Here is an 11,758-nt window from a genome sequence, read left to right as displayed (position 1 = left end):
GGGGCACCTGTGGGCGCTCTGGGAGGATGGGCGCGTGAGTGCGACGACCGACCAGCGGCCGACCCAGGCGACCCTCGGGGGGTGGCTGGTGATCTCCGGGTCCGTCTTCCTGGTGATGTCGCTGTTCACCACCGTGTCGACGCTGCGCTCGCTGGAGACGCGACGCTCCATCGAGGAGGTGCTGTCGACCCCGCCGGGCAGCGACCTGGGCCTGGGCGTCGCGGACGTGACCTCGATCCTCCACGCCCTCGCGCTGGTCGCCGGCGGCTGCGCGGCCGCGATGGCCGTCCTCGGCGTCTACGCGCTGCGTCGTCAGAAGCAGGCCCGTCTGGCGCTGAGCGTGCTCGCGGTCCCGCTCGTGCTCGCGGGCGTCGCGACCGGCGGCATCCTCGCCTCCCTGGTCGCGGTCGCGGTCGTCATGCTCTGGCTGCAGCCCAGCCGCGACTGGTTCGACGGCCGCTCCCGGCCCGCGCCGGAGCCGGCCCGCCCGGCCCCGGGCCAGGGTGCCGGGCCGACCCCGGGCCGGGGCCCGGGCGCCGGTCCCGGCTCCTCGAGCGGCCCGCCGCCCGGGACGTTCGGCGGCCCGCCGCCCGGGGACGCCGGGGGCGACCGTCCCACCGAGGGGTCCGGGTCGGACCTGCCGCGCCCCTGGGGGCGCCCGGTCGCGGCCGACGAGGGCTCCGCGGCCCGGCCCTGGACCGGCTACGGGGGGTCCGCGACCGCGACGATGCCCCGGGACCCCGGGCCGGCCTGGGGCCCCGGCGGGCTCGAGCCCGTCCGCGGACGCCGTCCCGGCGCCGTGCTCCTGGCCTGCCTGAGCACCTGGGTGCTGTCCGGGCTCGTCGGGGCGCTCATGATCGGCGGGATCTACGAGGTCCTCGTCGACCCGGACCCGCTGCTCGACCAGGTCCGCGCCCAGCAGCCCGGGGCCCTCGAGCAGAGCGGCCTGACCGAGTCGGCGCTCGTGACCACCACGGTGGCGCTGTGCGGAGTCCTCGCGGTGTGGGCCCTGACGGCGGCGGTGCTCGCGTCGTTCGCGTTCCGTGGCTCACGGGGCGCGCGGGTCGCACTGCTGGTCTCGGCCGGCGTCACCGCCGCGCTGGGCCTGCTCGGCGGCCTGCTCGCGCCGCTGCTGCTGCCGATCGCGCTCGGCGCGGGGATCACGGTCGTCGGGCTGCTGCGGCCCGAGGCGCGCGCCTGGTACGCCGCCCGCCCCGGCCGCTGACCGGCCCGCCGCGGGTCGGCCCCCCTGCTGAGCCCCGCTCCCCGAGGGCGGGGTCCGGCGAAACGCCCTCGCGGGCGCGGACGGTGTGGTCCCCTCTCCCGGTGAGCCCGCCGACCCCCGTCGCCCGCCCCCTCGGCGTCGCGGTCGCCGGCACGCTCGCGGTGGTCTCGGGTGCGCTCGGCCTCGTGGCCGCGGTGGTCGGGCTCCTCAGCCTGGGAGTGGGCCTCCGCCTCCTCGACGAGGTCCCCGCACCGCTGCGCCCCGACCTCGTCGGCCAGGTGGCCCCGGTCGTCGCGGCGTCGGTCGTGCTCGTCGCCGTCCTCGCGGGCCTGGCCGCGCTCGAGGCCGCGCTGGGGCTGGGGGTGCTGCGCGGCCGGAGCCTCGCGCGCCTGGTGCTGACGGTCTGGAACCTCGTCGTGGCGGTCCCGCTCGCCTGGACGCTGCTCGCGGACCTCGCCGACCCCGCGGTCCCGCTGGTCTCGACCGCCAAGGTCCTGGACGTCGTCGCGCTGGTCGTGGCCCTGACCGTGGTGGGCCTGCTCTGGACGAGCCGGGCCGGCGCCTGGTTCGCCGACCGCGCCCGGCTGGCCCGGCTGGCCCGGCTGGCCCGACCCGCGACCGACACCGGGGGCGTGCCGCCACCCGCCGGCCCGCCGTACGCTCGCCGGACCCGTCGAGGAGGAGCACCGTGAGCCAGCCCCCCGGCCCGCCCGGCCCGCCGTACCCGCCTCCGCCGGGGGTGCCGGCCTACGCGTACGGCGGGCCGCCGCCGCTGCCGGACCCCAGACCCGGCCCGGTGACCGCGGCCGGCGTGGTCACGATCGTGCTGGGCGTGCTCGGGATCCTCGCCGGCCTCGGGCTCGGCGTGCTGATCGCGCTGCTCGGCGTGTTCGTCGGCGAGCTCAGCGAGGGCAAGGCCCCGGGGGAGGGCGAGGGGGTCGCGACCGGGTTCGCCGTGGCCGCCGTCCTCGTCGCGCTCGTGGTCGTGTCCCTGTCCGTCGCCTACCTGCTGCTCGGGGTGCGGGTGCTGCGCCGCGGCCCGGTCGCCCGGGCGCTGCTGACGGCGTGGAACGCCCTGGGCGTCCTCGGCGGGGTCCTCTCGGTGGGCAGCGGGGTCCTCGGTCTCGCCCTCGACTCCGGCCCGCTGGGGGGCGGGACCGTGCTGTCGGGGGTGCTGCTCGTGCCGACCGTGGCGGTCCTGGTGTGCCTGTGGACGCCGGAGTCCCGGGCGTGGTTCGACCGCCGTCGCGCGCCCTGAGCGTCGCCCGGGCGGCTCGGCTGGCTCGGCTGGCTCGGGAGGCGGCGGGGGGTCAGGCGGTGAGGTCGGCGCGGGCCAGGCGCTCGAGGCCCTCCTCGATGACGTCGCGGTCCTTGCTGAAGGTCCAGCGCACCTGGGTGCGCCCGGCGTCGGTGTCGTAGAGCACGGGCATCGGCACGGCGACCACGCCCGCCCGCCCGGGCAGCGCGTCGCAGAAGACGTCGGCGTCGTCCCAGCCCAGCGCGGCGACGTCGGTGACCTCGAAGTAGGTGCCCTCGGCCGGCCGGCACGGCAGCCCGACCGCCGCCAGGCCCTCCACCAGCAGGTCACGGCGCGAGGCCAGGTCGAGCGCCAGCTCGCGGGGCCACGCGTCGTGGGCGTCGAGCGCGACCTCGACCGCGGGCTGCAGCGGGGCGCCGGAGGTGAACGTCAGCCACTGCTTGGCCGCCAGCACCGCGCCGACCAGCGCGGCCGGGCCCGTCGCCCAGCCGACCTTCCAGCCGGTCAGCGACCACGACTTCCCGACGCTCGAGAGGGTCAGGGTGCGCTCCGCCATGCCCGGCAGCGTCGAGATCGGCACGTGCTCGTGGTGGTCGAAGACCAGGTGCTCGTAGACCTCGTCGGTCACCACGAGCAGGTCGTGGCGCCGGGCGAGCGTCGCGACCGCCTCCAGCTCGACCCGGGTCAGCACCGTGCCGGTCGGGTTGTGCGGGGAGTTGAGCAGGATCATCCGGGTGCGGTCGGTGACCGCCGCCTCCAGCGCGGCCACGTCGAGCCGGAAGTCCGGCGCGCGCAGCGTGACCGGGCGTCGTACGGCGCCGGCCACCTGGAGCATCGCCGCGTACGAGTCGTAGTAGGGCTCCAGCAGCACGACCTCGTCGCCGGGCTCGACGAGCCCGAGCAGCGCGGCGGCGACGCCCTCGGTGACGCCGGTGGTGACGACGACCTCGGTGTCCGGGTCGAGGTCGATGCCGTAGTGGCGCCGCTGGTGGTCCGCGACCGCCCGCCGCAGGCCCGGGGTGCCGATGCCGGGGGCGTACTGGTTGGCGCCCGCGCGCAGCGCGGCCACCGCGGCCTCCCGGACGGCCTCCGGGCCGTCGGCGTCGGGGAAGCCCTGCCCGAGGTTGACCGACCCGGTCCGCACCGCCAGCGCCGACATCCGGGTGAAGACCGTCGGGGGGATGCCGTCGAGGCGTGAGGCGGTGCGCAGCTCCATGCCGACGAACACAACCACACCGATCCGCACCGCCGGTCCGTGCGCTGGCCTACATTCGGGGCGTGAGCCGCACCCCGACGCCGACGGCACCGTCGCCCGAGGCCCCCGCCCCCGCCCGCGGGGGCCGGCGCGCGTCGCTGGTGGTGGGGCTCGGTCTGGTGCTGGCCGGCCTCGGGGTGCTCGGCTGGTACGGCTGGGAGATGTACGGCACGACCTACGTCGCCGAGCGCCGCCACGGGTCCGTCGTCGAGCAGCTCGAGCGGGAGTGGGACGCCCGGGCCGGTGGCGACACCGGCCGCGACCCCGGGGACGGGGCGGGCGGCGAGGCGGCGGCGGGCGGCACCCCCGTCGAGGCGGCCGGCGGGGCCCTCGCCGGCGCCGTGATCCGGATCCCGCGCTTCGGCGACGACTACGCCGTGCCGGTGCTCGAGGGCGTCGGCGACGACGTGCTCGCGACCGGCTACGGCCACTTCACCGACTCCGCCGACCCCGGTGGGAGGGGCAACTACGCGGTCGCCGCCCACCGGGTGACCCACGGCGAGCCGCTGCGCGACATGCCCGAGCTGCAGCCCGGGGACGACGTCGTCGTCGAGACCGCCGACACCGTCTACACCTACCGGCTCACCAGCGGCGGCGACGACCTCGTCGTCGGCTTCGAGGACTACTGGGTCGTCGACCGGCTGCCCACCAACCCCGCCGGGGGCGTGCAGCCGGTCCAGGAGCCCGGGCAGCGGCTGATCACGCTGACCACCTGCGCGTCGGTGTTCGAGACCGACGAGCGGATGATCGCGTTCGGCGAGCTCGTCGACGCCTCCCCGCGCCGCACGACGGGCTGAGCGGCGCCACGTCGCCGGCCCGCGACGCCGGCCCCGGTAGCCTCACCCCGGTGATCACCAGCCTCGTCGCCGCCGCCGACCCGACGGGTGAGGAGCTGACCGGCATCGCCGGCTGGTCGGTCGACCTGATGGAGCGACTCGGCGCCGTCGGCGCCGGGATCATCGTCGCGCTGGAGAACCTCTTCCCACCGATCCCCAGCGAGATCATCCTGCCGCTCGCGGGCTTCACCGCGAGCCGGGGCAGCTTCACCCTCGCGGAGGCACTGTTCTGGACCACCGCCGGCTCCGTCGTCGGCGCGCTGCTCCTGTACTACGTCGGGGCGGGCTTCGGCCGGCAGCGGATGTACTGGGTCTGGGAGCGGATGCCGCTGGTGAAGACCTCCGACCTCGAGCGGACCGAGGACTGGTTCGCCCGCCACGGCAAGAAGGCCGTGTTCTTCGGCCGGATGATCCCGCTGTTCCGCAGCCTGATCTCCGTCCCGGCGGGCATCGAGCGGATGCCCGTGCTGCAGTTCCTCGGGCTCACGCTGGCCGGCAGCCTGATCTGGAACACCATCTTCGTGCTCCTGGGCTACTACCTCGGCGAGCAGTGGGAGCGCATCGAGCCCGTCATGGGTGTCGTGCAGTACGTCGTCATCGGCGTCACGGTGCTGCTGCTGTCGTGGTGGCTCGTCAACCGCGTGCGCTCCACGGTCCGCTCCCGTCGCACGGCGGGCTGAGCCGTAGGCTCCCGCGCATGAGCGACGAGCAGCTGGCCCGTGACGTCGACGCCCGCTGCCGGCTGACCGGCGAGTTCACGCTCCGCTCCGGCCAGGTGAGCAGCGAGTACTTCGACAAGTACCTCTTCGAGTCCGACCCGGCCCTGCTGGCGCGCGTCGCGGACGCGATGGTCCCGCTGGTGCCCGAGGGCACCGGGCTCCTGGGCGGGCTGGAGCTCGGCGGCGTGCCCATCGCCACCGCGCTGAGCGCCCGCACGCTGCTCCCGGCGCTGTTCGTGCGCAAGCAGGCCAAGGAGTACGGCACGGCCAAGCTCGCCGAGGGCCCCGACGTCGCCGGCGCCCGCGTGACGCTGGTCGAGGACGTGATCACCACCGGCGGCGCCGTCCGCGACGCCACCCGTGCGCTGCGCGAGGCCGGCGCCGTCGTCGAGGTCGTCGTGTGCGCCATCGACCGCAGCCCCGCCGGCGAGGACCCGCTCGCCGACGTGGGCCTCGAGGTCCGCCCGGTCCTGACGAAGGCGCAGCTCGACGCCGCCCGTGGCTGACGCGGGACGGGACCACGCGGCCCCGCGGGCGCCGTACGACCCGATGCCGCACGGCCCGCCCGAGGTCGGGGTGGGCCCCTGGGAGGGCGAGCCGCCCGCGGGCGAGCACTGGGACCCCGAGCTGCTCGCGGCCGGCGACCGGCGCAACGTCGTGGACCGCTACCGCTACTGGCGGATGGACGCGATCGTCGCGGACCTGGACGCCCGCCGCCACGGCTTCCACGTCGCGATCGAGAACTGGCAGCACGACTTCAACATCGGCACGATCGTCCGCTCCGCCAACGCGTTCCTCGCCGGCGAGGTCCACGTCGTCGGCCACCGTCGCTGGAACCGGCGCGGCGCGATGGTCACCGACCGCTACCAGCACGTGCGCCACCACCCCGACGTGCCCGCGCTCGCGGCGTACCTGCGCGAGCAGGGCGGCGTGCCGCTGTGGGGCATCGACAACCTCCCGGGCTCGCAGCCGTTGGAGTCGGCGGCCCTGCCGGCGCGGGTGTGCCTGCTGTTCGGGCAGGAGGGCCCGGGGCTCTCGCCGCAGGCGCGGGGCGAGGTCGACGGCACGTTCTCGATCGCGCAGTACGGCTCGACGCGGTCCATCAACGCCTCCGCGGCCGCCGCGATCGCCATGCACGCCTGGGTCCGCGCGCACGCGGGCCCGCCGCCCGCCTAGCGTGGGCCCATGAGCACCCCGTCGCCGCAGACCCCCGAGCTGACCCGCCGCGAGTCCGTCGTCGTCGACGCGGACCCCGACACGGTGTGGCGGCTCGTGACGAGCATCGAGCGCACCGGCGAGTGGAGCCCGGTGTGCACCGCCTGCGCCTGGGAGGAGCCCGACGACGGCCCGGAGGTCGGCGCCTGGTTCACCGGCCGCAACGAGCACGCCGGCCGGGTCTGGGAGACGCGCTCGCAGGTCGTGGCCGCCGAGCCCGGCCGCGCCTTCGCGTGGCTGGTCGGCGGGGCGTTCGTGCGGTGGGGCTACGAGCTCGCACCCGTCGCCGGCGACCCCGCGCGCACCGAGCTGACCGAGACCTGGGAGTTCCTGCCCGAGGGCCTCGCGATGTTCGCCGACAAGTACGGCGACGACGCCGACGCGCAGGTCGCCGACCGGGCCGCCCAGGCCCACGCCGGCATCCCCGCCACGCTGGCCGCGCTGGCCCGCGTCGCCGCCGCGGAGCGGGGCGCCTCCGCCCCCGCGACCGACCGGCCGGGGTAGTCCCCACGAACGTGTCGTCGGCGGCCCCCTCGAGCAGCAGCTCCGTGGGGGACTACCGGCGGGGGCGGGCGGCGGTGGCCATCGCCACCACGTTGGCGACGACGACGAGGGCGATGCCGACCAGCTCGTGCGCGGCCAGGGCCTGGCCGAGCAGCAGCAGCCCGGCGAGCGCCGCCAGCACGGGGTGGGCGCTCATCAGCACGCCGAACGCGCGCGCCGGGACCAGCCGCAGCGCGGTCAGGTCGAGCGCGTAGGGCACCACCGAGCTGAGCAGCCCGGCGACGGCCGCCAGCGCGACGGGCTGCCAGGCGACGTGCCCGCCGAGCAGCAGCGAGGCGGCCACCGGGAGGTAGACGACCGCGGAGACCCCGGCCGCGGACGCGGTCGCCTGGAGCCCGGGCAGCCGCCGGCCGACCAGGCGGTTGAGCAGGATGTACGCCGCCCAGCACGCCGCCGCGGCCAGTCCGGCGCCGACGCCGAGCAGGTCCGTCGACCCCGAGGGCAGCACGAGCGCGTAGACGCCCGCGGCCGCCAGCGCGGCGCAGGCGAGGTCGACCGCGCGTCGCGACCCCAGCAGCGCCACCGTCAGCGGGCCGAGGAACTCCAGCGTGACCGCCAGCCCCAGCCCGAGCCGGTCGACGGCCGTGTAGAGGCCGAGGTTCATGCCGCCGAACGCGAGGCCCAGCAGCAGCACCGGCCACCACTGGGCCCAGGTGAAGCGGCGCACGGGCGGGCGGACCGTCGGCAGCAGCACGCTCGCCGCGACCACCTGGCGCACCGCGACGACGCCGCCCGGGCCGATGGCGTCGAAGGCGTGCGCCCCGATCGCGGCGCCGGTCTGGTTGCTCGCCCCCGCGGTCAGCGCGAGCACGACCCCGCGTCGCCGGGCGGGGGCGTCGGTGCTCGGCGCGGGGCGCAGGGTGGTCACGGCCAGAGTCTCGGCCCGGTCCCGCCGCCGCTCACAATGCGACGTCCGAGCCGGCTATACGCTGGGCGTATGGACCGCGCGGTCGACCTCGACACCCGTCACCTGCGGGCGTTCGCGGCGGTCTGCGCGGAGGGCACCTTCACCGACGCGGCGATCGCGCTCCGCACCACGCAGGCCTCGGTGTCCCGGTCGGTGCAGCGCGTCGAGGCGACGGTGGGCGCGCGGGTGCTGGAGCGCTCCGCGCGCGGTGTCGCGCTGACCGCGGCGGGGGAGCGCGTGCTCGCCGTCGCCCACCGCGTGCTGGCGGCGGTCGACGCCCTCGCGGAGGCGGCCGCGGGGCGCGCGGTGCTGCGGCTCGGCTACGCCTGGGCCGCGCTCGGGCGCCACACGGTCGCGGTCCAGCGGGGCTGGCGGGCCGCGGACGGCGAGCTCGTCCTCGTGCACGCCAACACCGCCAGCGGCGGGCTGCTCGAGGGGCGCAGCGACGTGGCCGTGGTCCGGACCGGGCTCACCCACCCGCGGCTCGCCGGCGCCACGGTCGGCACCGAGCGGCGCTGGGCCGCGCTCGCCGCGGACGACCCGCTCGCCGGGCGGCCCGTCGTGGGGCTCGGGGAGCTGGTGGGCCGCACGGTCGCGACGGACGCGGTGTCGGGCACGACGGGGCCGGGCCTGTGGCCGCCCGGCGCCGACCTGCGGTTCGTGCCCGTGCCGGGGGTCGAGGAGTGGCTGACGCTGGTCGCGTCGGGCCGCGCGGTCGGGGTCACCGCCGAGGCGACGACGGTCCAGCACGCCCGCGCGGGCGTCGCCTACGTGCCGCTCGCGGACGCCGCCCCGGTCGACGTGCGGCTGCTGTGGTGGCGCGACGAGCCGCCGCCGGCGCTGCCCGCGCTGCTCGCCGCCGCGCGGGCGGCGTACGCCGGCGCCGTCAGCCCGTGAGGGCGGCCCCGCGCCGCACGTCGGCGCAGGTGCGGCGGTGGACCCACTCGGTCAGCACCTCGCGGGCCGGCAGGTCGACGACGAGGTAGGTCACCCCGAGCAGCCCGGCGGGGTGGAAGGTCACCGACTGGGTCAGCTCGCAGCCGCCGGTCACCACGGGGGTCACCTCGGTGCGGAAGACGACCCGGCCGGGGGCGCGGACGGTCGCCTCCATCACCAGGCGGCGCGCGTCGGGGTCGGCCTCGAGGACGGCCCAGAAGCCGGCCCGGTCGCCCGCCGACAGGGTCCGGGTGCCCGGCGCGGGGTGGCCGCGGTCCCGACCGCGGGCGAGCACGTCGAGGGCGTCGCGGAAGCGGAACGGGATCGCGTCGAGGTACCACCGCGGACCGGGACGACCGTCGGCCACCACCGACCAGGCCCGGTCGGGGTCGGCCTCCAGGCCGGTGGAGCGGGAGCTCGTCGTGGGGGTCACGGGCGACCGGTACCCCGACGCGGCCCCGGGCGACGGGTGGGCCCGCCGTGCCAGGCTCGGGGCATGGCCGACCTGCGCTTCTACCTCGACCCCGTCTGCCCGTTCGCCTGGATGACCAGCCGCTGGGTCCGCACCGTCGCGGCCCACAGCGACTACGACGTCGAGTGGCGGTTCATCTCGCTGCGGCTGCTCAACGCCCACGTCGACTACGACGCGCAGTTCCCCGCCGACTACGAGGCCGGCCACACCGCCGGCCTGCGGGTGCTGCGGCTGCTGCACCGCGTGCGCGACGAGCACGGCAACGACGCCGTCGAGCGGCTGCACGCGGCGTACGGGCGCCGGATCTTCGAGGCCGACGACTCCGCCGACCTCGACGCCGGCTTCCGCGGCACCGCCCCGCTCGTCGGCCCGCTGCTCGAGGAGGTCGGACTGCCCGCCTGGCTCGTCGAGGCCCTCGACGACACCGCGCGCGACGCCGCGCTGCAGGCCGAGACCGACGAGGCGCTCGCGCTGACCGGCAAGGACGTCGGCACCCCGATCCTCCACGTCGAGCCCGACGCCGCCGACGGCGGCGTCGGCTTCTTCGGACCGGTGATCAGCCGCGTGCCCGACGACGAGCAGGCCGTCGCGCTGTGGGACCACGTCGTCGGCCTGGCCCGCTTCGGCGGCTTCGCCGAGCTCAAGCGCAGCCTGCGCGAGCGCCCGCAGCTGGCGTCGTTCGGCGTCACGACCGCCGAGGTGGGCGCGACCGACGACTGGCACGGCGGGAGCCGTCGTCAGCACAGGTGAGTAGGGTCACGCCGAGAAGGTCCGGACGACGAAGGAGACGCCGAGAATGCCGATCGCCACCCCCGAGGTGTACGCCGAGATGCTGGACAAGGCGAAGGCCGACCAGTTCGCGTACCCCGCCATCAACGTGTCCTCGTCGCAGACCCTGAACGCTGCGCTGAAGGGGTTCGCCGACGCCGGCAGCGACGGCATCATCCAGGTCTCGACCGGCGGTGCGGAGTACTTCTCGGGCCCGACGGTGAAGGACATGGTCGTCGGCTCGGTGGCCTTCGCCCGGTTCGCGCACGAGGTCGCCCGGTCCTACCCGGTCAACATCGCGCTGCACACCGACCACTGCCCGAAGGACAAGCTCGACGGCTTCGTGCGGCCGCTGCTCGACATCTCCCGCGACCTCGTCGACCGCGGCGAGGCGCCGCTGTTCCAGTCCCACATGTGGGACGGCTCGGCCGTGCCGCTGGAGGAGAACCTCGAGATCGCCGAGGACCTGCTGGCCCGCGCGGCCGCGGCCAAGATCGTGCTCGAGATCGAGGTCGGCGTGGTCGGCGGCGAGGAGGACGGCGTCGAGGGCGGCTCGGGCGAGAAGCTCTACTCCACCACCGACGACGCGCTCGCGACCGTCCGCGCGCTCGGCACGGGCGAGAAGGGCCGCTACCTGACGGCGCTGACCTTCGGCAACGTCCACGGCGTCTACAAGCCCGGCAACGTCAAGCTGCGCCCCGAGATCCTCAAGAAGGCGCAGGAGGCCGTCGTCGCCGAGCTCGGTCTCGACGCGGGCGCGAAGCCGTTCGACCTCGTCTTCCACGGCGGCTCGGGCTCCAGCGCCGAGGACATCGGCGCGGCCGTCGACTACGGCGTCATCAAGATGAACGTCGACACCGACACCCAGTACGCCTTCACCCGCCCGGTCGCCGGCCACATGCTCGCCAACTACGACGGCGTTCTGAAGGTCGACGGGGAGGTCGGCAACAAGAAGGTCTACGACCCCCGCGCGTGGGGCAAGGCCGCCGAGGCCGGCATGGCCGCCCGCGTCGTCGAGGCCTGCGAGCACCTCCGCTCCGCCGGGACCTCGGTGCGCTGAGGCGCCCCGGCGCCCCCGGCGTCCCCGAGGCACCACGCGCACCGACCCGCCGTCGTCCCGACGGCGGGTCGGTGCGTCCCGGGCGCCCCCACGCCTCTGAGAGGCTGGGGCCATGCCCTTCGAGGACCTCATGGCCGGCCCCCCGCCCACCCACCTGCCCGTCGACCCCGCCGCCGAGCTGATCGAGGCGGGTGAGTCGGCCGAGCAGGTCGTCCGCGAGCACCCCGCCTCGCCCCTGGCCTGGGCCACCCTCGCCGAGCGGGCGAAGGCGGCCGGCGCCGACGACGTGACCGTCTACGCCTACGCCCGGGTGGGCTACCACCGCAGCCTCGACATGCTGCGCCGCAACGGCTGGAAGGGCCACGGCCCGGTGCCGTGGGAGCACGAGCCCAACCGCGGCTTCCTGCGCTGCATGGGCCTGCTGGCCCTCGCCGCGCGCGACATCGGGGAGGACGACGAGTGGCACCGCTGCGCCGACTTCCTCGCCGAGACCAGCCGCCCGGCGTACGACGCGCTGCTGGGCTGACCCGCCGCGTTCGGTAG

Annotated in this window: 15 protein-coding genes; 12 read left to right on the top strand and 3 right to left on the bottom strand. The window is 76.4% G+C overall.

Going from position 1 to position 11,758, the window contains the following annotated elements:
* The first annotated feature begins 34 nt into the window (after positions 1–34).
* From ABD158_RS12910 to ABD158_RS12900, 3 genes are all read left to right on the top strand, one after another.
* The gene (locus ABD158_RS12910) at positions 35–1,225 is read left to right on the top strand and encodes a hypothetical protein (protein WP_344007788.1); all 1,191 of its coding nucleotides are present in this window, start codon (positions 35–37) and stop codon (positions 1,223–1,225) included.
* Between the two features lie 101 nt (positions 1,226–1,326).
* On the top strand, positions 1,327–1,917 hold the full coding sequence (locus tag ABD158_RS12905) for a hypothetical protein (protein ID WP_344007786.1): 591 nt from the start codon (positions 1,327–1,329) through the stop codon (positions 1,915–1,917).
* Positions 1,914–2,483 (top strand): hypothetical protein, encoded by a 570-nt coding sequence (locus tag ABD158_RS12900; protein ID WP_344007784.1) that lies wholly within the window; start codon positions 1,914–1,916, stop codon positions 2,481–2,483. Before ABD158_RS12905 ends, ABD158_RS12900 begins: the two co-directional genes overlap by 4 nt.
* A gap of 52 nt (positions 2,484–2,535) precedes the next feature.
* Here the strand turns inward: ABD158_RS12900 and ABD158_RS12895 are convergent, their stop codons facing one another.
* Complete coding sequence (locus tag ABD158_RS12895; RefSeq protein ID WP_344007782.1) at positions 2,536–3,699, bottom strand: aminotransferase class I/II-fold pyridoxal phosphate-dependent enzyme; 1,164 nt, start codon at positions 3,697–3,699, stop codon at positions 2,536–2,538.
* A gap of 62 nt (positions 3,700–3,761) precedes the next feature.
* On the opposite strand from ABD158_RS12895, the gene ABD158_RS12890 reads away from it, so the two are divergent.
* Genes ABD158_RS12890 through ABD158_RS12870 form a run of 5 tightly spaced genes read left to right on the top strand, consistent with a single transcriptional unit; the run spans position 3,762 to position 7,012 of the window.
* Positions 3,762–4,535: a class E sortase gene (locus tag ABD158_RS12890; protein ID WP_344007780.1), complete on the top strand. Its 774-nt coding sequence runs from the start codon at positions 3,762–3,764 to the stop codon at positions 4,533–4,535.
* Between the two features lie 50 nt (positions 4,536–4,585).
* On the top strand, positions 4,586–5,254 hold the full coding sequence (locus tag ABD158_RS12885) for a DedA family protein (protein WP_344007778.1): 669 nt from the start codon (positions 4,586–4,588) through the stop codon (positions 5,252–5,254).
* Positions 5,255–5,271: 17 nt separating this feature from the next.
* A complete protein-coding gene (gene pyrE / locus ABD158_RS12880) occupies positions 5,272–5,799 on the top strand; it encodes an orotate phosphoribosyltransferase (RefSeq protein ID WP_344007776.1) in 528 nt (175 codons plus the stop codon).
* Positions 5,800–5,842: 43 nt separating this feature from the next.
* Positions 5,843–6,469: a TrmH family RNA methyltransferase gene (locus ABD158_RS12875; RefSeq protein WP_344008012.1), complete on the top strand. Its 627-nt coding sequence runs from the start codon at positions 5,843–5,845 to the stop codon at positions 6,467–6,469.
* A 9-nt stretch (positions 6,470–6,478) separates the two neighbouring features.
* A complete protein-coding gene (locus tag ABD158_RS12870; protein ID WP_344007774.1) occupies positions 6,479–7,012 on the top strand; it encodes an SRPBCC family protein in 534 nt (177 codons plus the stop codon).
* A 52-nt stretch (positions 7,013–7,064) separates the two neighbouring features.
* Here the strand turns inward: ABD158_RS12870 and ABD158_RS12865 are convergent, their stop codons facing one another.
* Positions 7,065–7,940 (bottom strand): EamA family transporter, encoded by an 876-nt coding sequence (locus ABD158_RS12865; protein WP_344007772.1) that lies wholly within the window; start codon positions 7,938–7,940, stop codon positions 7,065–7,067.
* 69 nt (positions 7,941–8,009) lie between these two features.
* On the opposite strand from ABD158_RS12865, the gene ABD158_RS12860 reads away from it, so the two are divergent.
* Positions 8,010–8,876, top strand: a complete 867-nt coding sequence (locus ABD158_RS12860; protein WP_344007770.1) for a LysR family transcriptional regulator — start codon at positions 8,010–8,012, stop codon at positions 8,874–8,876.
* Here ABD158_RS12860 and ABD158_RS12855 read toward each other — a convergent pair.
* Complete coding sequence (locus ABD158_RS12855; RefSeq protein ID WP_344007768.1) at positions 8,866–9,348, bottom strand: DUF2867 domain-containing protein; 483 nt, start codon at positions 9,346–9,348, stop codon at positions 8,866–8,868. The two genes, ABD158_RS12860 and ABD158_RS12855, sit on opposite strands and share 11 nt — an antisense overlap.
* A 63-nt stretch (positions 9,349–9,411) precedes the next feature.
* Here ABD158_RS12855 and ABD158_RS12850 point away from each other — a divergent pair, with 63 nt between their 5' ends.
* The 3 genes from ABD158_RS12850 (at position 9,412) to ABD158_RS12840 (ending at position 11,741) form a co-directional block, all read left to right on the top strand.
* Complete coding sequence (locus ABD158_RS12850) at positions 9,412–10,137, top strand: mycothiol-dependent nitroreductase Rv2466c family protein (RefSeq protein ID WP_344007766.1); 726 nt, start codon at positions 9,412–9,414, stop codon at positions 10,135–10,137.
* Positions 10,138–10,183: 46 nt separating this feature from the next.
* On the top strand, positions 10,184–11,215 hold the full coding sequence (gene fbaA / locus ABD158_RS12845) for a class II fructose-bisphosphate aldolase (protein ID WP_344007764.1): 1,032 nt from the start codon (positions 10,184–10,186) through the stop codon (positions 11,213–11,215).
* Positions 11,216–11,327: 112 nt separating this feature from the next.
* A complete protein-coding gene (locus tag ABD158_RS12840) occupies positions 11,328–11,741 on the top strand; it encodes a DUF3151 domain-containing protein (protein ID WP_344007761.1) in 414 nt (137 codons plus the stop codon).
* The last annotated feature ends 17 nt before the right edge of the window (positions 11,742–11,758 follow it).

This window comes from Nocardioides lentus (assembly GCF_039529515.1).
GTDB lineage: Bacteria > Actinomycetota > Actinomycetes > Propionibacteriales > Nocardioidaceae > Nocardioides > Nocardioides lentus.
Note: the sequence above shows the minus strand (reverse complement) of the source record. Positions and strands in the feature narration are given on the sequence as shown.

Coding starts and splice junctions, on each gene's coding strand:
- ABD158_RS12840 (WP_344007761.1), top strand. CDS start 11,328: ATGCCCTTCGAGGACCTCATGGCCGGCCCCCCGCCCACCCACCTGCCC.
- ABD158_RS12870 (WP_344007774.1), top strand. CDS start 6,479: ATGAGCACCCCGTCGCCGCAGACCCCCGAGCTGACCCGCCGCGAGTCC.
- ABD158_RS12875 (WP_344008012.1), top strand. CDS start 5,843: ATGCCGCACGGCCCGCCCGAGGTCGGGGTGGGCCCCTGGGAGGGCGAG.
- pyrE (WP_344007776.1), top strand. CDS start 5,272: ATGAGCGACGAGCAGCTGGCCCGTGACGTCGACGCCCGCTGCCGGCTG.
- ABD158_RS12860 (WP_344007770.1), top strand. CDS start 8,010: ATGGACCGCGCGGTCGACCTCGACACCCGTCACCTGCGGGCGTTCGCG.
- ABD158_RS12850 (WP_344007766.1), top strand. CDS start 9,412: ATGGCCGACCTGCGCTTCTACCTCGACCCCGTCTGCCCGTTCGCCTGG.
- ABD158_RS12895 (WP_344007782.1), bottom strand. CDS start 3,699: ATGGAGCTGCGCACCGCCTCACGCCTCGACGGCATCCCCCCGACGGTC.
- fbaA (WP_344007764.1), top strand. CDS start 10,184: ATGCCGATCGCCACCCCCGAGGTGTACGCCGAGATGCTGGACAAGGCG.